Here is a 21,066-nt window from a genome sequence, read left to right on the forward strand (position 1 = left end):
CCACTGTACACAGCGGTGTACAGTGGGCTATGGCCGATTATGAGACTGTGCCGTTGACCGAGTTGCGGGGGCAGCTCGGCAGCGTTTTCGACGGCGTGTCCGCGAGCGGACGACCGGTGATCGTGACGCGGGAGGGGAAGGAGCTGGTCGCGGTGGTACCCGCCGAGGTCCTACGGCACGGGGCATTGCCCCCCGCCTACTTCAACGACGATCTGCGTGAGCAGATCCTCGGCGGTCTCGACGACCGGATCAAACAGCATTCCGCGGCCGAGATCGCCGACGCGGAAGCGAAACTGAGTGCCCTGATGGCAGCGTTGAACGGCACCGGCGTGAGCCCACGGTGAGCGTCGCCGACCACACCGCCCTCACCTCACTGGCCCGCTCGCCACTGTTCGGGCAGGTGATCATGCGCCAGTTCACCCAGCAGCGCCGGATCCTGGTGGTGCCCTCGGTGAGCCTGATGGCCGCCATGCGCGCGGTCGACAACATCGACGAACTCGGCCGCCTGCTCGACAATCGCGTCGCCGTGCGCTGGGCCGAGCTGGACGCGGCCACCGCGATCCGCGTCGGCACCACGGTGGCGATGGTCGACGACCACACCGACTGGCCGCTCATCGCGCCCGTCGTGTTCACCGCGCTGCACCTCGACATGCCGGTGCTCACCGCCAAACCCGAGCTCTATCGCGGCTACAAGGTGCAGATCGCCCCCATGCCGTGAGCCCGCAGCGAGGAGGCCGACCTCGGCTTTTCCAGGGCAGTAAGTACGGCGAATGTGATGTCCGTTACGGTGCGTTGGTGGCCGGGGAGCCCGCCGGGGGATGATCCGCGGCGGCCCGCGTCCGACATGCTCAGCGAACGATTCACCCAGGGAAAGCTGTACCAGGAACACTCGAGGAGAGCTGGTTATGCATCATCTGAGTTTCACGCGTCGCTTCACCACCGTCGTCGCCGCCGCCTCGGCCGCGGTCGCCATCGTCTTCGCCGGTCCCGCGGTCGCCGATCCGGCGACCGCGCCCACCACCGTGGACGTGGCCGAGGCCGTCACCCAGCTGCGCACCTCCGTGGCCGACAACCCCGGCGCGCTGGCCGCGCTGGACAAGCTCGCCACCGAGGGCACGGTCGAGGTCGCGCTGCCCGCACAGCCGTTCCAGATCCCCGCGACCTCCGACATCGGCCAGAGCGGCGGTGGTCCCGGCGTGTACGGCTCGGGCATCGCCCTCGACGTCGACGGCTTCCGCTTCGGCTTCTTCGGCGGACCGGGCACCATCTCGCCGAATCAGGGCGAGGCCAAGCTCGAGGTCATGTGGCTGAACCTGTCGAACGGACAGAGCGGCACCGCGGTCCTGACCGAACACCAGGACATTCCGGTCGACACCACCATCCGCACCGGGGTGCTCAGTCCCGGCGGCGGCCTGATCGTGGCCGCGGTGTACGGCCAGCTGTGGCACCGCTGGTCGGTGCCGGTCAGCGAGCAGCACCCGGACGGCTACGCCTACCAGCTCGCCACCATCCAGCAGCCGTCGTTCGGCGCTGTCCAGGGCTGATCTCCGATACACACGCACCCCCGACGCGGATGTTCGCGCGGGGGTGCGCGCGGGTGCGGCACAGGCCGATCCGGACCGTTCGACCCGCTCACGACCGAGTGGGTGGCGTAGGTTGACCGCGTGGAACTGGTCGACCGAATCGAAGAGTTGGAACGGCGGGTGGCGGCACTGGAGAGCGCGCGCCCCGAGCACGAGGACGCGCGGCTACCCTGGGCGGTGACCCGGCTGCGGCACGAATTCGACGAGGCGGGCGAACGCAACGGCGGCGTCCTGCTGGCCGGCGCGCTGCAACTGCCGACCGGTGAGCGGGTCGACTGGCAGGCCCAATACGCCACCGATGCCATCGTCGGCGACATCTGGACCATCGAGGCCGCCAACTGCCTGGCCGTGCTGGCCAACCCGGTGCGGCTGCGGCTGCTGCGCGAGATCGTCTACGGCCGTCGCACCGCGGCCGACCTCGCCGCCATCGAAGAACTGGGCACCTCCGCCGACATCTACCAGCACCTGCGCCAGCTCGCCGCTGTCGGCTGGCTGCAAACCGCAGGTCTGGGCCGTTTCGAGGTTCCCGAGGGCAGATTGGTGCCGCTACTCGCGGCACTGGCCAGCGCACAGCGCTGATTTGGGAATATGTCCCAAATGCCCGTTTAGATCGCTGTGATGCAGGGCACATATCCTGCTACCGTAAGCATCGATACATCGATGCTGTGGAGGTAGACGAGTGAGCATGGCCCATCTTCTCGAAACTGTGAAAGGCCTCGGTGTCCTGCGCAAGCGCGGTGTCTCCGATCCCACCAAGCCGCTCGAGACCCTGCGGACCATGAAGGAATCCAAGATCTACGGCCCGCAGGCCACTCTGGTCCGGCACTCCGCGCGCGTGGCCCCCGACCAGGTCGCCCTCGCGGATGAGCGCGGCGAGCTGACCTATCGGGAACTCGACGAGCAGTCCACCGCCATCGCCCGCGGCCTGCACGACGCGGGCATCACCCAGGGCACCGTCGTCGCCGTGCTCGCCCGCGATCATCGCGGCCTGATCATGTCGATGATCGCGGCGGGCAAGCTGGGCGCGCGGATCGCGCTGATGAACACCGGCTTCGCCAAGCCGCAGTTCGCCGAGGTGTGCCAGCGCGAGAACGTGCGCGCCGTGCTGCACGACAGCGAGTTCCTCGACCTGCTCGACGCCCTGCCGCCCGAGCTGCCGCGCTACCTCACCTGGGTCGACGAGGGCACCACCCTGCCCGAGGGCGCGGTCACCTTCGACGACCTGATCGCGGGCAACTCCGTCGAGCCGCTGCCCGCGCCCAGTAAGCCGGGCGGGTTCATCATCCTCACCAGCGGTACCACCGGTCTGCCCAAGGGCGCGCCGCGCACCAAGGTGACCCCGCTGGCGACCGCGCAGTTCGTCGACCGGGTGCCGTTCCCCAAGAACGGCACGATGATGATCGTCTCGCCGATCTTCCACAGCACCGGTCTGGGCACCTGGCTGGTCGGCACGATCTTGTCGAACAAGATCGTCATGCGCCGCCGGTTCGACGCCGAGGCCACCCTGGCCGCGATTTCCGAGCACAAGGTCGAGATGCTGGTCTGCGTGCCGACCATGCTGCACCGGCTCACCGAATTGCCCGCCGAGGTCCGCGCGAAGTACGACCTGTCCTCGCTGAAGGTGATCCTGTTCGCCGGGTCCGCGCTCACCCCCGAGCTGTGCATCCGGGCCACCGAGACCTTCGGCCCGGTGCTCTACAACCTCTACGGCTCGACCGAGGTGGCCATCGCGACGATCGCCACCCCCGCCGAGCTGGCCGAGGCGCCGGGCACGGTCGGGCGCTCGCCGATCACCTGCGAGGTCCGCCTCTATGACGACAACGACCAGCGGATCGAGACGCCCGATACCACGGGCCGGATCTTCGTGCGCAGCGGCGCGCCCTTCGAGGGCTACACCGACGGCCGGAACAAGCAGATCATCGACGGCTACATGTCCAGCGGCGATCTCGGCCGGTTCACCGAGAGCGGGCTGCTCATGGTCGAAGGCCGCGACGACGACATGATCGTCTCCGGCGGCGAGAACGTCTTCCCGCAGGAGGTGGAGAACCTGCTCGTCGAGCGGCCCGACGTCTTCGACGTGGCGGTCATCGGCGTCGACGACGTGGAGTTCGGCAAGCGGCTGCGCGCGTTCGTGGTGCTCGAGGAGGGCCACAGCCCCGACCCGGCCGAACTCCAGGCCCACGTCAAAGCCAATCTGGCCCGGTTCAAGGTGCCCCGCGAAGTGATCTTCGTCGACGAGCTGCCCCGCAACGCCACCGGCAAGATCCTGCGGCGCGTGCTGGTCGACTATGAGATCTCCCAGTGATCGCCACCTTCTGAGACGGACCCCACAGCGCGGCCGGATCGCTTGCTATTGTTAGCACCAGCACTGGATCTCGATGACGCGGTCCGGCCCCGCGTCTACCACCGGGATCGGTCTGCCGAAAGGCTGTTCGATGTCTCTGTCTCTGCCCGCGCTCGGTGGGACCGCTCGGCGCGCAGGTGATTTCGCGCTCGGCGTCAAGGTCATGGTCGACCGCAAGCTGTTCAATCCGCTGCGTCTCGACCATGCCGCCCGCTCGTTCCGCAATGTCTCGAGGTTCGGCCCGTTCGCCGGCGTCGTCATGCACGCCGCCCAGACCAGGCCGGACGCGGGCGCGATCGTCGACGAACTCGGCGAGCTCACCTTCGGCGTGCTCGACGAGCAGTCCAACGCCTTCGCCCGCGGCCTGCGCGCGAACGGGATCGGTGAGGGCGACGTGATCGCCATCCTCGCCCGCGATCACCGCGGCATGGTGCTGAGCATGCTCGCGGCGGGCAAGCTCGGCGCCCGCGCGGTGTTGATGAACACCGGTTTCGCCAAGCCGCAATTCGCCGATGTGGCCGCGCGCGAGAAGGTCAAGGCGGTGCTGCACGACAGCGAGTTCCTCGACCTGATGAGCGCCATCCCGGCCGAGATCCCGCGCGTGCTCACCTGGGTCGACGAGGCGCACGAGGTGGATCCGTCGATCCCGACCGTGACCTCGCTGGCGTCGGGCCGTTCGGTCACCCCGCTCAGCCCGCCGAGCAAGCCGGGCGGCATGGTCATCCTGACCAGCGGCACCACCGGCACGCCGAAGGGCGCCCCGCGCGACAAGGTGAGCCCGTTCGCCTCGGCCCAGTTCGTCGACCGGGTGCCGCTGCCCAACAACGGCACCATGATCATGGCGGCGCCGATCTTCCACGGCACCGGTCTGTCACAGTTCACCCTCGGGCTGGCGCTGGGCAACCGGGTGATCTTCCAGCAGCGGCGCTTCGATCCGGAGAGGACACTCGCCAATATCGTGAAGTACCGGGCGAATTCGCTGGTCGTGGTACCGACGATGCTGCAGCGCATCCTCGACCTGGACGAGCAGGTGCTGGCGAAATACGACCCGCGCACCATCGACGTGATCTTCGCCGCGGGCTCGGCCATCGCCCCCGACGTGGTGACCCGCGCGCTGGACTACTTCGGCGACAGCCTCTACAACCTCTACGGCTCCACCGAGTGCGCGGTGATGACGGTGGCGACCCCGGCCGATCTGCGCAAGGCGCCGACCACCGCGGGCAAAGCGCCGGTCGGCATCCGGATCGTGCTGCTCGACGAGAACCGCAAGCCGATCACGGCACCGAACGTCACCGGGACCATCTTCGTCGACAACGGTTTCGCCTTCACCGGCTACACCGACGGTCGCACCAAGGAGATCGTCGACGGGATGATGTCGTCCGGCGATGTCGGCCACTTCGACGAAGACGGGCTGCTCTACATCGACGGCCGTGACGACGACATGATCGTCTCCGGCGGTGAGAACGTCTTCCCACTGGAAGTGGAGAATCTCATCGCGGGCCGTCCCGATGTGTTCGAGGCCGCCGTGGTCGGCGTCGACGACAAGGACTACGGCAAGCGGCTGCGCGCGATCGTCGTCCCCGGCCCCGATTCGGCGCGCGACGCCAAGGAGATCAAGGACTTCGTGCGCGACAACCTGGCCCGCTACAAGGTGCCGCGCGAGGTGATCTTCATCGACGAGCTGCCGCGCAATGCCACCGGCAAGCTGCTGCGCAAGCCGCTGGTCGAGCTGGCGTTCGACGCCGACTGAGTGCGATTGTTCGCGCCGGGCGGCCGAAACCGGTCGTCTATCATCAGCGGGTGATCATCGAGTTCGCGCGGGTTCCCGCGCCGTCACGTGCCATCGGCGCGCGGCTGCGTGGCGCCTGCGCGGGCTCGATGTCGGGCGCGCTCTCGCTGGCCGCGCACGGACTCGCTTCCGGTGGCGTGCTCCCGGGCAGCACCACCGTCGTTCTGCTGGCAGCCGCCTCGGCGATCGTCGGCGCTGTCGTGGCCGGGCTGCCCGCGCTGCGTAGCGGCGCTCTGGGATTGGCCACTGTGCTGCTGGGCGGTCAGCTGCTCGGGCACACCACGATGAGCTGGTCCGGGCACGGCCACCACGGTGCCGACACCCTCGGGCTCGGGATGCTCACCGCGCACATCGTCGCCGCGCTGCTCGCGGCGGTGGTGATCATCGGCGTCGAGGCGGCCTATCGGATCGGTGCCGCCGCCCTGGCGCGCATCCTGCCGCGGCGCTGTCGCGCGCCCCGCATCCCCGATCCGGCGCCGCTGCGCCTGATCCATCGTGACCGCGTCATCCTTCGGATCTTCGCCGCGCAATCGCTGCGAACGCGTGCTCCGCCGCTCGCGATTCCTTTCTGAAACCTTTCCCTCGCCCGGTGCACGGACTTCGTCGTGCGCTGTCCTTCCGTCGCGACAAGTGAGCTCGTCGGTTCGAACCGCTCGGCGCACTCGCGCTGATCGACTCGGCCACGTGGCTACCGCACTGTCACGCCGCGGCCGGCCATCGCGCCGTAGCAAGCCCGTCACGCCATCGACGACATCGCGCTGCGGCCGGATCGTCACGCTGCGGCCGGATCGTCACGCTGCGGCCGGATCGTCACGCTGCGGCCGGATCGTCACGCTGCGGCCGGATCGTCACGCTGCGGCCGGATCGTCACGCTGCGGCCGGATGGTCGCGCCATGGCCGAGCCCGCGGACGGCGCCCGAACTCCAGGGCGGCCCGTCCACACCGGCTCACCGCCCGCTTCCTTCGACCGCTACAGCCGGGCCGAAGGGCGCACGGTCGACCGCGTGCGACCCTGTCCGCGCGCACCGGGTATCCAGTACTCCAGAAAAGAAGCACGATGAGCATCACGGACACCCGCCCGGCCGAGGATCAGCCCACCTCGGCACCACCGGTCTCCGGTGGACGTCCCCGCCCCGGCGCGCGCCGGGGTCTGCCCCTCCATCCGCTCGCCCTGCGCCTGCACTTCTACGCGGGTTTCTTCGTTGCCCCGTTCATCCTGATCGCGGCGCTCACCGGCGCGCTCTACGCGATCGCGCCGACCATCGAGGGTTTCGTCTCCCGCGACCTGCTGCGCGTCGAGACCACCGGACCCGATCAGTCCCTGGCAGCCCAGGTCGACGCTGCCGTCGCGACGCGTCCCGACCTGGCGCTGGCCGCGGTCGCCCCCGCGCCCGCCGACGGCGACACCACCCGGGTGCTGTTCAACGACCCGACCCTCGGCGCATCCGAGCGCCTGTCGGTGTTCGTCGACCCGCACACGGCCCAGCCGGTGGGTGAGTCGGTGGTCTACGGCAGTGGCGGCGCCCTGCCGCTGCGGGCCTGGCTCAGCGAATTCCATCGCAACCTGCATCTGGGCGAGCCCGGCCGCCTCTACAGCGAGCTGGCCGCGTCGTGGCTGTGGGTGATCGCACTGTTCGGCCTGGTCCTGTGGGTGCACCGGGTACGCAAACGGCGCGCGCGTTCGGCCGCGCCGTGGTTGCTCGCACCCGATCTGTCCCAGCCGCGGCGTCGGAAGATGAACTGGCACGGCGCGATCGGGATCTGGATCCTGCCGGTGGTGCTTCTGCTCTCGGCGACGGGCATGACCTGGTCGACTTACGCGGGCGAGAACGTCACGATGCTGCGCCAGGAACTGAGCTGGACCACCCCCGCGGTGAGCGCCACCCTGCCCGGTGCGGCGGCACCCGCCCAGCCCGCGGGCGGTGACCACCACGCCGCCGGGCACAGCACGCCGGCCCCGGTCGATCCGGCGGCCCGGATCGCCCAGCTCGATCGCGTGTACGCGGCGGCCAGGGTCCAGGGTGTCACCCACGGTGCCGAGATCGCCATCCCGGCCACGCCGGAACAGGCGTTCGTGGTCAAGGAGATCCGGCTGCCCGGCACCTACACCATCGACGCCGTCGCGGTCGACGGTGAGACCGGCGCGATCACCGACCGGCTTTCCTACGCCGACTGGCCGCTGATGGCCAAACTCACCAACTGGGGCATCGCCTTCCACATGGGCCTGCTGTTCGGCCTGCCGAATCAGCTGCTGCTGCTGGCGATCATGGTCGGCCTGATCACCGTGCTGGTACTCGGCTACCTGATGTGGTGGCAGCGCCGCCCGACCCGCAAGGCCACCCGGCTCGCACTGGCCGCTCCACCACGGCGCGGAGTACTGCGGCGGACCTCGCCGTGGCTCACCGTCGCGCTGGTCCTCGCCGCGATCGCGGTGGGCTGGTTCATCCCGCTGGTCGGCCTGAGCCTGCTGGGATTCCTGATCATCGACGTGGCGCTCGGCCTGGCCGCGCGCGCCCAGCCCTCGACCCGTTGACCGGGTGCGCCGCGTTCGGCCAAGCTCTCGCGAACGTCGAGCCTGGTCGGATGCGGCCACGCCGATTCGGCCCGCACACCGACGAGAGCTCGCTCGGGGCCGGGCAGGTGACCGCGCTGCCGCACCGCCCTCGCCGATCCGGCCCTCGGAAACGAGACCGTAGCTCGTGTCCGGTGTGGCCGCCGCGCGCAATCGGACAGAATCGAGGGAGAACCCCCGGTCGGTCGCGGCGAAAGGATGACGAGGATGACGCTCTCGCGTCGCGAACTCCTGCGCTACGGCGTGGCTGGGTCGGTCGCGGCGGCAGTGGGGGTGTCGGCGGTGAGCAGCGCCCGGTTCGCCGCACCGCGACGGCTCGGCGATCCGTTCTCCCTCGGAGTCGCCTCCGGCGAACCGACCTCTGACGGCGTCGTGTTGTGGACGCGGCTCGCACCCGATCCGCTCGCACCGGATGGCTACGGCGGCATGGCGATCGACCCGGTGACCGTGGACTACGAGGTCGCCGAGGACGAACGCTTCGCGCGGGTGGTGGCACGCGGGTCGGCCGTGGCCACCCGCGCGCTCGGGCACAGCGTGCATCCGGAGGTCGGCGGGCTCGCGCCGGATCGGTGGTACTACTACCGATTCCGCGCGGGCTCGGCGATCTCCCCGGTCGGGCGCACTCGCACCGCGCCGGTACCGGGGGCGCCGACCGACCGGATGCGGTTCGCCTTCGCCTCGTGTCAGGCGTGGGCCTCGGGCTACTACACCGCCTACGACCACCTCGCCGCCGAGGATCTCGACCTGGTGGTGCACCTGGGCGACTACATCTACGAATCGTCCTGGACGCTGGGCCGCCGGGGCGCGACCATGCCGCCGCACCTCACCGACGAGGCGGTCAACCTGACCGGCTACCGGCTCCGCTACGCCCAGGCCAAGGCCGAAGCGCCGCTGCGGGCCGCGCACGCGGCGTTCCCCTGGCTGGTCACCTTCGACGACCACGAGCTCGACAACAACTGGGCGGGCACCAATCCCGGGCTCGGCATCGACGTGTATCTGCTGCCGCCGCTGTACCGGCGCCGCAAGGCCGCCGCCTTCCAGGCCATGTACGAGAACCAGCCGATGCGGTTGGCCCAGCTACCGGTGGGCCCCTCGGTGCGGATGCATCGCCGCTACGGCTTCGGCGATCTGGCCGAGTTCACCATGATCGACACCCGGCAGTACCGCACCGCGCAGGCCTGCGGCGACGGTTCCGCGGTGGTCGGCTGCGACGATCGTTTCGACCCAGATCGCACCATTCTCGGTGCGGCACAACGGGACTGGCTCATCGATGGCTTCGCAGCCTCGACCGCGCGCTGGCAGGTACTCGGCAACCAGGTCGCCATGGCCCAGTCCGACTACGACCCCGGCCCCGACCTGCTGCTGGGCACCGACGCCTGGGATGGCTACATCGCCGACCGCAACACAGTGCTGGGCGCGGCCACCGATCACGACGTCGCCAACCTGGTGGTGATCACCGGCGACCGGCACGAGAACTACGTCGCCGACCTGCGCCGCGACTACCGCGACCCCGAATCCCCCGTCGTCGCCACCGAATTCACCGGTACCTCGATCACCACCGGCGGCGACGGCACCGACATGTCCGACACCGGTCGCGTGCTGCTCGCCGCCAATCCGGATCTGAAGTTCTACAACCGCCAGCGTGGCTATGTCCGCGTCGACCTGGATCATCAGCAGTGGCGCAACGACTTCCGCGTCGTCCCCTATGTCAGCCGCGAGGGCGCCCCGATCACCACCCGCGCGAGTTTCGTCGTCCAGGACGGCATTCCGGGCGCGCTGGAAGCCTAGGTCAGGGTCAGCACGACCTTGCCCTGCGCCGCACCGCCACGCAGCCGTTCTCGCGCGGCCGCGGCGTGAACCGGGTACGCACAACACCAGTTGACGAGGTTGTCCCCGGCGATCACCCGGCCCTGGTCTCCGCACAGGAGGTGCAACACCCACCTGACGAGCACAACCACGACTTTGCTGAGCACGAAGCCGAAACGCCGGGCGACCAGCGCGCCGTCGAGCGGGCCCGCCGTCCAGCCACTGCATCTCGGACACGTCAAGGGTGCTGGGCGAGAGGACAAGCGCCCGGGTGTCCCTCCTGGTCTGGCAAACCGCGCAGGGTATGAACCGCTTCTGGTCGTCCTGCCGCGTGATGGCGCACTGCTGCTCCGACGACTGCGCGCGACACGAACGGCGACCGGTCAGCCGAGTCTGCGTGCTCCGTCGGCGGGCTCGACGGCGAACACCCGTGGGGTGGGTAGGGACGCTGCCGCGAATCGCTCCAGGATCCGCGTGGTGACGCGCTCGGTGACGTCATCGGCGACCAATGCGAGGACGCTGCCACCGAATCCCCCACCGACCATCCGCGCTCCGTGCGCCCCACCGTCCATGGCCGCGGCGACCGCGAGCTCCAGTGCGGGCGTCGACACCTCGAAATCCTCCCGGAGTGAACGGTGGGACGCGGTGAGCAGCCCACCGACGATCTTCGGGTCCGTGCCGACGCGCAACTGCTCGACCATCGCGAGGACCCTGGCATTCTCGGTGACGACGTGGGTGGCGCGGCGGCGCAGCAGTGGGTCGGCCAGGCGCGCCAGGTCGGTCCTGGTGGCATCGCGGAGGGCACCGACACCCAGCGCGACCGCGGCGGCTTCGCACTGCGCTCTGCGTTCGGCGTAGGCGCCATCGGCGAGGTCGTGGGGGTGACCGGTGTCGGCGACGAGCAGCGTCAATCCCGCGGCGCGCAGGTCGAACGGAATCTGTTCGGCAGCAACGGGTTCGGAACCATCGACGGCGAGGAAGGCGCGGACGTCGAGGAACAACGCGTGGCCCGCGGTGCACAGGATCGACGCCGACTGATCGAGCACGCCGGTGGGTACGCCGGCGAAACCGTTCTCCGCCGCCCTGGCGATCTCGACCAGCGCGCGCTGGGAGAGGGCGGGCGCGAACAGATCGCGCAGCGCCACGGTCACCGCGCAGCACAGCGCCGCGGAGGAGGACAGCCCGGCACCGATCGGCACGGCGCCGTCGACGGCCAGCGTCACCCCGGTGACCGGATGCCCACCGCGGACGAACTCGTGCACGACCCCGAGCGGGTACCGAGCCCAGCCGGGCACCCGATCACGCTGTACCGCGAGGTCGTCGACGGCCACCTCGACGACCTCTCCCGGCCGCTGCGCCGAGGTCACCCGCACCGACCGGTCCGCGCGCGGCTCGACGGCGCAGACGACACCGAGCGACAGCGCGATGGGCAAGACGAACCCGTCGTTGTAGTCAGTGTGCTCACCGATGAGATTGACCCGTCCCGGCGCGATCCACCTGTCCACCCGCACTCCTTGCGCTCGTCCGGCGGCGGCGCTCCACCCCCGCGACACCTACCGAACACCGCGTCAAGACCACGCCGGACACCGGGTGCGAAATCGGTATCGACCGAATGCGCCACAACGCGTCGACAGCACGGTGGCGATCGTGTCATGATCGACTGAGTTGTAAAGGTTTTGAGCGTCGGCACCCGTCGGCTGGGAATTCTGCTCGGACAACAACACTCGGTGCTCCTCGGCCGAACAAAATCCACGAGCGAACTCATCGGCCTCGCGTTCGATCGGCGCTCGTCGCGTGCGCAGCAGGATCGAGGGGGCTGATGATCATCAGGGGGACACGCCACGGCAGTTCACGATGGTGGGCGGTGGTGGGCGGTGCGGCGGGGGCCGTACTGGTCTCGGCGCTACTGGGCGCCCGCACACTGTCGCTGCTGCTGCTCGTGGTGATCGTCGCGGGCAGCCTGGCGATGATCGGGATCGGTCTGCGTCGTCATCGGCCCGCCCACCGACTGCCGTGGCACCTGCTCGCCGCCTCGGTGCCGCTGTTCGCCGTCGGCGCCGCACTACGGGAGACCGGGCTGCACCAGAGCTGGCATCCGGTCGATGATCTGAGCACGCTCGCCGCCTACCTCTGCCTGGGCTCGGCCGCGGTGGGCTGGCTGCAACCGCGCCGCGTCGTCGGCGCCCGTGATCTGTGGCTGGACTCCACGCTGATCGGGCTCAGTGCCCTGCTGGCCTCCTGGACCTTCCTGATCTCACCGATCCTGCGGCACGGCAGTGGTTTCGACACCGTGCTGGCGGCGAGCCATCCGGTGATCCACGCGCTGCTGCTCACCGTGCTCGCACACTCGCTGGCGACCACGGCCGGTTCGCGGACCTCGCTGCGCCTGGTGCAGGCGGCCTTGATCGCCGTTCTCCTCGGCGGTCTGCTCGAAAGTCTCACGGCGGCGGGCACGCTCGTCAACGGCAGCGAGTTCGCGCTGGTTCCGCATCAGTGGGCGTATCTGCTGGCCGGGCTCGCCGCGCTGCACCCGACCATGAGCACGCTGCCCGAGACCGGCGATGTCCATCCGCATCGCTCGCGTCGGCGGGCGGGGGTGATCGCGGTCGCGCTGGTGGCGGCCTCGCTGGTCAGCGTGGTCGGCGCTGACCTCGGCTCCGGCGACCGCGTGGTGATCTGCCTGCTGCTGACGCTGCTGCTGGTCGGGGTGCTCGTACGCAGTGAGCGCGCCATCGCCCGCAGCGTCCGCAGCGAACGCCGCGCCCAGTACCAGGCCGACCACGACCTGCTCACCGGCCTGCTCAATCGGGCCGCCCTGCTGCGCGCCCCGCACCGCTGTCGCGGCCAGTGGGCCGGAAAACCACTGTGCCTGTTGTTCATCGACCTCGACGGTTTCAAGATGGTCAACGACAGCTACGGCCACGCCGTCGGTGACGAACTCATCGCCAACGCCGCCGCCCGCATTCGCCGCACCACCGGCAACACCGACGTCACCGCCCGCTACGGCGGTGACGAGTTCGTCGTCCTCGGCGCACGCACCCGCGCCGAGGCGGCCGTCCTCGCCCAGCATCTACTCGGCGCCTTCGTCCGTCCCTTCGACCTCAGCTGCGGGGAGATCCCGATCACCGCCAGTATCGGCGTCGCCTGTGTGAGCAGCCGCCCCACCGAAACGACGATCTACGACCTGCTCCGCGCCGCCGATGCCGCCATGTACCACGCCAAGGAATACCGGCTCGGCCTGACCTTCCACGACGACCTTCGGAAGGCCCGGCGCCGCACCATCGTTCACACCACCACACACACGAGCAAGGCCGTATAGCGGGGCAGGCGCCGTGGCGTTCGCCGCCCCGCCCCGATCACTCAGTCACCGAGTTCGGCCAAGAGTTTTTTTGCTGCCTCCAGTTCGGCCTGCAACTGGGCGACCTTGGCCTGCTGGGCACCGCGGACGGCCTCGAGCACACCGTCGACCACCTCGGCCACCTCCGGGTGCAGGATCTTCGCGGCCTGAGCGACCGCGGCACTGCTCACGGCCATCCCCTTCACACTGCGCTTCTTGCCGTTGACCACATCGACGGTCCACTCCCCGTCGGCGGTGCCGGTGAGGGTGACGGTCACCTCGGGCGCCTTGGTCTTGCGCGCGGCAGTGGTTTTCGCCGGACGCGAGGCAGCCGGTGCCGGCTTGGCCGCGGTCTCCTCGGGCACGGGGGCGAGCGACCGTGGCGCGGGCGACGTCGGTGCGGCGCTCGGCAGGGTCGACGGCTGGGTCACAGTGGTGTCCTTTCGGTTGCTCGGCTCGGGGACACTCGCGGGGCGGGTCCGAGCGGACCCGCCCGCCGCGACAGTGGTCCCGCGGGCCGGTTTGGTCAGCGTCACCTCGCTCGGGCCGAACGAGAGCACATCCTTGGAACCGGTGGGCCGCACCTGCAGGAAGTCGCCGTCGGCCGGATTCCCGAGCGCGACGACCTTGCCCGATTTACCCTCGGCGACACCGACGGCGGCGGCGGTGAACCACACCATCGGCGGTTTGCCCTCGGCGAGCTCACCGGCGATGCGCGCGAGTTCGTCCTCGGACAGGACCGGTGGGGCGGTTCGACGGGATGCGGACTTGGTGCTCGGCGAGGACATCGTGGACTCCGGGAGGTTGGTGCGTGGCGTGCTTTCAGCGTGGTGTGCCCACGATGATGCCTCGAGTCACCGACAGGTTCCGCCCGAGGCCGCCGACCCGGCCCGAAAACCCCACCCGTTCCAGGTTTCCGGGCCGTCCCGCGCTCAGCCGCGCGAGGCGTTGCCGCGCGTGCTCGGCCGGATGTTCTCGCGGACCGCGGCCACATCGGGATAGCCGTTGACCGCCATCAGCAGATCGGCTTCGGCGGCGTAGCTGCGCAGCACGTGCACCAGACCGCGCACCCCGCCCAGCGCCAGGCCGTACACATACGGCCTGCCGAGCCCGACCATGCTCGCCCCCAGCCCGAGGGCCTTGACCACGTCGGAACCCGAGCGCACACCGGAGTCGAACAGCACCGGCACCCGGTCGGCACAGGCGGCGACGACGGCGGGCAGCGTCTCGAGCGCGCTCAGACCGCCGTTGGCCTGGCGCCCACCGTGATTGGAGCAGTAGATGCCGTCGGCGCCCAGATCGATGGCCCGGCGCGCGTCCTCGGGGTGCGCGATGCCCTTGAGGATCAGCGGCAGATCGGTGAGCGAGCGGAGCCAGCCCAGATCGTCCCAGGTCAGCGCATTGCCGAAGGTGGAGATCCAGTGCAGGACAATCAGCTTGGGATCATCGGAGCCGACCATCGCCTGGAACACCGGATCGCTGGTGTAGTTCTTCAGCACGTGACCCCGCAGCTGGGGGAAATTGCCGCTGGCCAGATCGCGTGGACGCCAGCCCGGTACCCAGGTGTCGAGGGTGACGGTGATGCCCGCGTAGCCCGCTGCCTCGGCGCGGCGCACCAAGCTCTCGGCGAGTTCGCGGTTCTTCGGGGTGTAGAGCTGGAAGAACGACGGCGTGTCACCCGCGTGCGGGCGCACGTCCTCGAGCGGGTCCTCCATCAGCGTCGAGTACATCGCGGGCACACCGGTTTCCGCCGAGGCCTTGGCCACCGCGATGTCACCGTGGCCGTTCTCGCCGACCAGACCGATCACCCCGACCGGGGCGAGGAACAGCGGACTGGCGAAGGTGTGGCCGAACGCGGTGACCGACAGATCGCGTTCGGTCGCGCCGACCAGCATGCGCGGCACCAGGCCCCAGTCGGCGAAGGCCTCGGCATTGCGCCGCTGGGTGAGTTCGTCGCCCGCGCCACCGGCGATGTAATTCAGCAGTGGATCCGGCAGCGCGGCGGTCGCTTTGCGCTCCAGCGTGGCGTAATCCATCGGAAAATCGGGCTGGATCCCACCGAGCGCGGCCAGGTAGATCTCGTTCTGATAGTCGGCGAACTGACTCATCGCTGAACTTTCCCATGCCAGCCCTGGTCCACGGACCGCAGGGGGGATGTAAGGTGCGTCATACTCGAAAATAGGCAGCAGCGTACCCAGCAGCGCGTTCCGAGATTGTGAGTGCCCCTGTCGTGACCGTCGTCGAACACTCGGCCGCACCCGCCGACCCGGACGTCCTCCTCGCCCAGCGCATCAAGTGCGACGCCATCCGTCGGCTCACTCGCCTTGCCCTCGGCCTGTCGCAGGACTCGATGGATCTGCTCACCTCCGTCACCGATCGGCTGCGCGCCGCCGAGGGCGCCCTGCGCGATCCGCTCACCGCCGATCTCGGCTTCGACTGAGCCTCACCGCCGTCGCGCCGTCATCGCCGCCAGGTCGGCGAGCCGATGCGCGCGGGCGATCTCGGCCGGGGTGAACGGTTCGTCCGGTCGCACGAAACCCCAGTGCCGTTCGTCGCGATCGAGTTCGAGCACCGTCCCCTCCCCCGGATCGATCGCCGCGGGAGTGCCGGGCGCCAGGTAGCGGGCGCCGAGCAGTTCGGCCACGGCCAAGGGCAGTTCGTCCGGATCGCCGACGATACGCGCGGCGATGGCCAGCGCTTTGGTCTGCCCATCGATCAGTGAGAGCACGGTGGCGGGCCACACCCGCACCCCGGAACCACCCGCCTGCACCACCGCCGCGGTGATGCCGTGCGCGGTGATCTCGGCGGGCGCGGACACCACCAGTTCGTCGAGCACCGCGTCCTCGAGCTGGTGCACGTGCACGGTGAGGATGTTGGCCTCCCGGTGCGCCAGCTGGGCGGCGAGCGTCTCGAGCGCGCCAGGCCGGTCGGCCAGGCGTACCCGGATCCGCCACAGCGTGGGCGCGGCGTCGATGCGGTCGCGGTGGCGCAGTTCCGGGCCGTGCAGCCAGCCGCCGAGCATCCGCATCGCCGACGGTTCGACCACCCAGATCACCAGGATCGTGGTGGTGACCGTCAGAACCACGACGGTCACCAGGTAGGGCGGGTGCAGGTGGATCACCAGCGCGTGCAGCGCCAGCTCCACCGGGAACACCGCCGCCAGTTTGGCCAGCGCCAGTCGGGTCCGCCGGGGGTGCGGCAGCCGCCCGCACACCTCGCAGGCCAGCGTCGTGACACGGGGTCGCACTGCGAATCGCCACATGCGGGTCAGCCTCACCAGTGTGCGTGTCGATCACCGAAGAGGCGCGTAACAGCGACGTGACGGTTGCCGCGAAAGTCGTTGACCTGCAGCGCGTTCCCTGGTGATACCCACCACCTGGGCGGGTGTTGTGTGACCACAGGCACCTTTCGGGCCCGATAGGCGAAGGCAACGATTGTGACTCGGCTCACCAAAAGCCATTGACAAAGCCACACAAATGGGCATAAAACAACATGAGTAAAGATTTGCGAACCGGAGGAACCATGTACGCCGAGGAACGGCAGCAGGCCATCGCCACCCTCATCGGGCAGCGCGGGCGCGTCTCGGTGGCCGAGCTGGCCGACCAGTACGGGGTCACCACCGAGACCGTGCGTCGCGACCTCGCCGTGCTGGATCGCCTCGGCCTGATCCGCCGGGTGCACGGCGGCGCGGTCGGCTCCGGCGCGCTCACCACGATCGAACTGGGCACCGTCGAACGCGACAGCACCCGCGCCGCCGAGAAGGACCGCATCGCCGAGCTCGCCCAGCGGTACCTGCCCGAGTCCGGTGGCAGCGTGCTGTTCGACGCCGGGACGACCACCGCGCGGGTGACCGCCGCGATGCCGACCGACCTGGATCTGGTCGCCGTCACCAACTCCCTGCCGATCGCCACCCGGCTCACCGGATACACCGGGGTGCGAGTGCACCTGCTGGGCGGGCGGGTACGCGGGGTCACCCAGGCCGCTGTGGGCGCCGAGACCCTGCGCCTGCTCGGCGAACTGCGCGTCGATGTCGCCTTCCTGGGCACCAACGCGCTCACCGTGCGCCACGGCCTGTCCACGCCCGATCCGGAGGAGGCCGCTGTCAAGCGCGCGATGATCGCCGCGGCCGACCGGGTCGTCGTGGTCGCCGACGCGCGCAAGATCGGCCGCGAGGACTTCGTCCGCTTCGGCGACCCCGCCGACATCGACGTCCTGGTCACCGATACCGACATCCCGGCCACCGCGCACGCGGATCTGGTCGCCGAGGGAATCGAGGTGGTGCTCGCATGATAGTGACACTGACCGCCAATCCGAGCGTCGACCGCACGGTCACGCTCACCGAGCCGCTACGGCGCGGGCAGGTGCACCGCGCCGACAGCGTCACCTCCCATCCGGGCGGCAAAGGCGTCAATGTGGCGCGGGTCGTCGCCGCCGGGGGTGCGCCGGTGCTGGCTGTGCTGCCGGGCGCCGACGACGATCCCGTGGTGAGCGGACTGCGCGGTGCGGGCATCGGCTACCGCACGGTGCCGGTACCGGGCGAACCGCGGACCAACCTGACCATCGCCGAAACCGACGGCACGACAACCAAGATCAACGAACCGGGCCGGCCGCTCACCGGCCGACACCTGGACGAGCTCACCGCCCAGCTGGTCGAGCTGGCCGCCGAAGCCGACTGGATCGTGCTGTCGGGTTCGCTGCCACCGGGGGTGCCCGTCACCTGGTACGCCCAGCTCGTCGGTACGCTCTCGGCCCTGGGCGGTGCCGCGTCCGCGCCGCCCAACGGTGCCATCGGCGCCCGCGTGCGCACCCGCGTCGCCGTCGACACCTCCGATGCGCCGCTGCTGGCGCTGTTCGCCGAATCCCGGGGCGCCACCCCAGATCTCATCAAGCCCAATGCCGAGGAACTCGCCCAGCTCACCGGCCGCGACCCCCGTGCCCTCGAAGACCCCACTGCCGCGGCCGAAGCCGCGACCACCCTCGTCGAGCGCGGGGTCGGCGCGGTGCTGGCCACCCTCGGTGCGGCAGGCGCGGTCCTCGTCACCGCCGAGAACGCCTGGTTCGCCGCGGCCCCGGCGATCGTGCCGCGCAGCACCGTCGGCGCGGGCGACTCGGCCCTGGCGGGTTACCTGCTCGCCGACCTCGCCGGGGCCGGTCCGGCCGAGCGGCTGGGTTACGCCGTCGCCTACGGCAGCGCCGCCACCGCACTTCCCGGCACCGGACTACCCGGACCTGCCGACATCTCCCTCGACGCGGTCACCGCCCATCCGCTACCGATCACCGCGATCCGACCACCCACCCCGCTCTGATCACCCACCACCCGTCCATCGCCCGACCCCAGTCGCCCGCACCGTTCGAACCGCTTCCACCCGACCAACACCCTGCTCCACACCCACTCCGGAAAGACACGACGATGGCCGATTCGATCATCACCCCCGACCTGATCGCTCTCGATGCCGATCTCGGCACCGACAAGGACTCGGTGATCACCACGCTCGCGCACAAGCTCGCCGCCGCGGGGCGCGCGAGCGACGCCGCCGCGGTGGCCGAGGCCGCCCTGACCAGGGAGTCGCAATCGGCGACCGGTCTGCCTGGCGGTATCGCCATCCCGCACTGCCGATCGGCGGCCGTCACCACCGCGTCGCTGGGGTTCGCCCGCCTGACCCCTGCCGTCGACTTCGGCGCCCCGGACGGCCCGGCCGACCTGGTCTTCCTCATCGCGGCGCCCGAAGGCGCGGGCGCCGAGCACATGAAGCTGCTCTCGTCGTTGGCCCGCGCCCTGGTCCGCCCGGCTTTCGTCGCCGACCTCCGCGCCGCCGCGACCCCGGCGGACGTTGTCGCCCTGGTCGAGGGCGTCATCAATCCTCCGGCGCAGGCAGCCGGTCCGACATCGTCAGCTTCCGGGGGCACACCACCCAGCACCGCCGCTGGAGCGGCTTCCAGTGGTACAGCGGGCAACGCGCCAACCGGTGCCGATACGTCCGCGGATGCCAGAACCTCCGCAGCTGCGGCGGCCGGTACGACGGCAGGCGACGCGGCGGCCGGCGCTGGTTCAGCCTCCGGTGTCGGTACCGACGCCGGGGATGCGGCGGTCATCGGTGACGCAGCCGCGGGCGGCGCAGCGGCCTCCGGAACCTCCACGACACCGCCAGGTTCCAGCACCGGCCCGCGACGCACGATCGTCGCGGTCACCGCCTGTCCGACCGGCATCGCCCACACCTACATGGCCGCCGATTCCCTCACCGCCGCAGGCGAACGGGCCGGGATCGACGTGGCGGTGGAGACGCAGGGTTCCAGCGGCGGTGACAAGCTCGATCCGGCCACCATCGCCGCGGCCGACGCCGTCATCTTCGCCACGGACGTCGGGGTGAAGGACCGCGAGAGATTCGCGGGCAAGCCAGTCGTCGAATCCGGCGTCAAGCGGGCCATCAACGAGCCCGACACGATGATCGCGGAGGCGCTGACGGCGAGCACCACACCTGGCGCCGCCACGGTCGGCGGCACGGCACCGGCGCCCGGACAGGCAGCGGCCAAGGGAATCGGCTGGGGCACCCGGCTGCGCCAGATCCTGCTCACCGGCGTCAGCTACATGATCCCGTTCGTCGCCGCGGGTGGTCTGCTGATCGCCCTGAGCTTCCTGCTCGGCGGCTACACGATCTCCGACAACGCCGCTTCGATCGTGCTCGACAACTCGATCACCGATCTGCCCAGCGGCGGCCTCAAAATCTATCTCGGCGCGGTGCTCTTCCAGATCGGCGCACTCGCCTTCAGCTTCCTGGTCCCCGCCCTGGCCGGATACATCGCCTTCGCGATCGCCGACCGCCCCGGTCTGGCACCGGGTTTCACCGCGGGCGCCATCGCGGTGTTCGTCGGCGCCGGCTTCCTCGGCGGCCTCGTCGGCGGCCTGATCGCCGGATTCGCGGCCCTGTGGGTCAGCAAGCTGCCGGTGCCGGTCTGGGCGCGCGGACTCATGCCGGTGGTGGTGATCCCGCTGCTGGGGTCGCTGATCGTCGGCGTCGTGATGTTCGTACTGCTCGGCAAGCCGCTCGCGGCGGTCACCAATGGACTGACCGACTGGCTCAACGGCCTGTCCGGCACCTCCGCGATCGCTCTCGGTGTCATCCTGGGCGTGATGATGTGCTTCGACCTGGGCGGGCCCGTCAACAAGGCCGCCTACGCCTTCGCCGTGGCGGGGCTGTCGGTGACCGACCCGGCGACCCTGCGGATCATGGCCGCGGTGATGGCGGCGGGCATGGTGCCGCCGCTGGCGATGGCCGTGTCGACCCTCGTGCGGCCACGCCTCTACACCGAGGCCGAGCGCGAGAACGGCAAGGCCGCCTGGCTGCTGGGCGCCTCGTTCATCTCCGAGGGCGCGATCCCGTTCGCCGCGGCCGACCCGCTGCGCGTACTCCCGTCGATGATGATCGGCGGCGCGGTCACGGGCGGGTTGGTGATGGCCACCGACGTCACCCTGAGCGCACCGCACGGCGGCATCTTCGTCTTCTTCGCGATCGGACACCTCGGCTGGTTCCTCGTGTCCCTGTTCGCGGGCACCGCCGTGGCCGCCCTCTGCGTCACCGTTGCCAAGGAACTCACCCGCAAGCCGACGCCGGCCCCCGTCCTCACCACCGCGTAATC

General features: G+C 70.0%; 19 protein-coding genes. 14 read left to right on the top strand and 5 right to left on the bottom strand.

Annotated elements, in window-relative coordinates; all coding sequences use genetic code 11:
• The first annotated feature begins 29 nt into the window (after window positions 1-29).
• The 9 genes from BOX37_RS24175 to BOX37_RS24215 all read left to right on the top strand — a co-directional run bounded on the left by BOX37_RS24175 (window position 30) and on the right by BOX37_RS24215 (window position 10,076).
• Window positions 30-344, top strand: coding sequence for a type II toxin-antitoxin system Phd/YefM family antitoxin (locus BOX37_RS24175; RefSeq protein ID WP_071929634.1), 315 nt, complete (start codon window positions 30-32; stop codon window positions 342-344).
• Window positions 341-718, top strand: a complete 378-nt coding sequence (locus BOX37_RS24180; RefSeq protein WP_071929635.1) for a PIN domain-containing protein — start codon at window positions 341-343, stop codon at window positions 716-718. The genes BOX37_RS24175 and BOX37_RS24180 overlap by 4 nt, the downstream gene beginning before the upstream one ends.
• A 187-nt stretch (window positions 719-905) precedes the next feature.
• Window positions 906-1,544 (top strand): hypothetical protein, encoded by a 639-nt coding sequence (locus BOX37_RS24185; RefSeq protein ID WP_071929636.1) that lies wholly within the window; start codon window positions 906-908, stop codon window positions 1,542-1,544.
• Window positions 1,545-1,664: 120 nt separating this feature from the next.
• Window positions 1,665-2,162 (top strand): ArsR/SmtB family transcription factor, encoded by a 498-nt coding sequence (locus BOX37_RS24190; RefSeq protein WP_071929637.1) that lies wholly within the window; start codon window positions 1,665-1,667, stop codon window positions 2,160-2,162.
• 106 nt (window positions 2,163-2,268) lie between these two features.
• The gene (locus tag BOX37_RS24195) at window positions 2,269-3,888 is read left to right on the top strand and encodes an acyl-CoA synthetase (RefSeq protein ID WP_071929638.1); all 1,620 of its coding nucleotides are present in this window, start codon (window positions 2,269-2,271) and stop codon (window positions 3,886-3,888) included.
• A gap of 130 nt (window positions 3,889-4,018) precedes the next feature.
• Window positions 4,019-5,677 carry an acyl-CoA synthetase gene (locus BOX37_RS24200; protein WP_071929639.1) on the top strand — a complete coding sequence of 553 codons (1,659 nt, stop codon included), beginning with the start codon at window positions 4,019-4,021 and terminating at the stop codon, window positions 5,675-5,677.
• A 50-nt stretch (window positions 5,678-5,727) separates the two neighbouring features.
• Window positions 5,728-6,288 carry a hypothetical protein gene (locus BOX37_RS24205; protein ID WP_084760048.1) on the top strand — a complete coding sequence of 187 codons (561 nt, stop codon included), beginning with the start codon at window positions 5,728-5,730 and terminating at the stop codon, window positions 6,286-6,288.
• 485 nt (window positions 6,289-6,773) lie between these two features.
• On the top strand, window positions 6,774-8,249 hold the full coding sequence (locus BOX37_RS24210) for a PepSY-associated TM helix domain-containing protein (protein ID WP_071929640.1): 1,476 nt from the start codon (window positions 6,774-6,776) through the stop codon (window positions 8,247-8,249).
• Window positions 8,250-8,495: 246 nt separating this feature from the next.
• Window positions 8,496-10,076, top strand: coding sequence for an alkaline phosphatase D family protein (locus BOX37_RS24215; RefSeq protein ID WP_206045710.1), 1,581 nt, complete (start codon window positions 8,496-8,498; stop codon window positions 10,074-10,076).
• Here the strand turns inward: BOX37_RS24215 and BOX37_RS24220 are convergent.
• Together BOX37_RS24220 and galK are read right to left on the bottom strand one after the other, a co-directional pair.
• Window positions 10,073-10,336, bottom strand: coding sequence for a hypothetical protein (locus BOX37_RS24220; RefSeq protein ID WP_156910524.1), 264 nt, complete (start codon window positions 10,334-10,336; stop codon window positions 10,073-10,075). The two genes, BOX37_RS24215 and BOX37_RS24220, sit on opposite strands and share 4 nt — an antisense overlap.
• 141 nt (window positions 10,337-10,477) lie before the next feature.
• Window positions 10,478-11,599 carry a galactokinase gene (gene galK, locus BOX37_RS24225; protein ID WP_071929643.1) on the bottom strand — a complete coding sequence of 374 codons (1,122 nt, stop codon included), beginning with the start codon at window positions 11,597-11,599 and terminating at the stop codon, window positions 10,478-10,480.
• A gap of 314 nt (window positions 11,600-11,913) precedes the next feature.
• On the opposite strand from galK, the gene BOX37_RS24230 reads away from it, so the two are divergent.
• Window positions 11,914-13,413 (top strand): GGDEF domain-containing protein, encoded by a 1,500-nt coding sequence (locus BOX37_RS24230; protein ID WP_071929644.1) that lies wholly within the window; start codon window positions 11,914-11,916, stop codon window positions 13,411-13,413.
• 41 nt (window positions 13,414-13,454) lie between these two features.
• On the opposite strand, the gene BOX37_RS24235 is transcribed toward BOX37_RS24230, so the two are convergent.
• Together BOX37_RS24235 and BOX37_RS24240 are read right to left on the bottom strand one after the other, a co-directional pair.
• Window positions 13,455-14,219, bottom strand: a complete 765-nt coding sequence (locus tag BOX37_RS24235; RefSeq protein ID WP_071929645.1) for a DUF6319 family protein — start codon at window positions 14,217-14,219, stop codon at window positions 13,455-13,457.
• A 144-nt stretch (window positions 14,220-14,363) separates the two neighbouring features.
• The gene (locus tag BOX37_RS24240) at window positions 14,364-15,539 is read right to left on the bottom strand and encodes an alpha-hydroxy-acid oxidizing protein (protein WP_071929646.1); all 1,176 of its coding nucleotides are present in this window, start codon (window positions 15,537-15,539) and stop codon (window positions 14,364-14,366) included.
• Window positions 15,540-15,661: 122 nt separating this feature from the next.
• On the opposite strand from BOX37_RS24240, the gene BOX37_RS24245 reads away from it, so the two are divergent.
• Window positions 15,662-15,871, top strand: coding sequence for a hypothetical protein (locus tag BOX37_RS24245; RefSeq protein WP_071929647.1), 210 nt, complete (start codon window positions 15,662-15,664; stop codon window positions 15,869-15,871).
• A gap of 3 nt (window positions 15,872-15,874) precedes the next feature.
• Here the strand turns inward: BOX37_RS24245 and BOX37_RS24250 are convergent, their stop codons facing one another.
• Window positions 15,875-16,693, bottom strand: a complete 819-nt coding sequence (locus BOX37_RS24250) for an ACT domain-containing protein (protein WP_071929648.1) — start codon at window positions 16,691-16,693, stop codon at window positions 15,875-15,877.
• A gap of 260 nt (window positions 16,694-16,953) precedes the next feature.
• Here BOX37_RS24250 and BOX37_RS24255 point away from each other — a divergent pair, with 260 nt between their 5' ends.
• The 3 genes from BOX37_RS24255 (at window position 16,954) to BOX37_RS24265 (ending at window position 21,064) form a co-directional block, all read left to right on the top strand.
• Window positions 16,954-17,721 carry a DeoR/GlpR family DNA-binding transcription regulator gene (locus BOX37_RS24255; protein ID WP_071929649.1) on the top strand — a complete coding sequence of 256 codons (768 nt, stop codon included), beginning with the start codon at window positions 16,954-16,956 and terminating at the stop codon, window positions 17,719-17,721.
• Complete coding sequence (locus tag BOX37_RS24260) at window positions 17,718-18,737, top strand: 1-phosphofructokinase family hexose kinase (protein ID WP_071929650.1); 1,020 nt, start codon at window positions 17,718-17,720, stop codon at window positions 18,735-18,737. The genes BOX37_RS24255 and BOX37_RS24260 overlap by 4 nt, the downstream gene beginning before the upstream one ends.
• 104 nt (window positions 18,738-18,841) lie before the next feature.
• The gene (locus tag BOX37_RS24265) at window positions 18,842-21,064 is read left to right on the top strand and encodes a PTS fructose transporter subunit IIABC (RefSeq protein WP_071929651.1); all 2,223 of its coding nucleotides are present in this window, start codon (window positions 18,842-18,844) and stop codon (window positions 21,062-21,064) included.
• Window positions 21,065-21,066 lie beyond the last annotated feature (2 nt).

Origin of the sequence: Nocardia mangyaensis, from assembly GCF_001886715.1 — a bacterium.
In the GTDB taxonomy this organism is placed as follows: Bacteria; Actinomycetota; Actinomycetes; order Mycobacteriales; family Mycobacteriaceae; genus Nocardia; species Nocardia mangyaensis.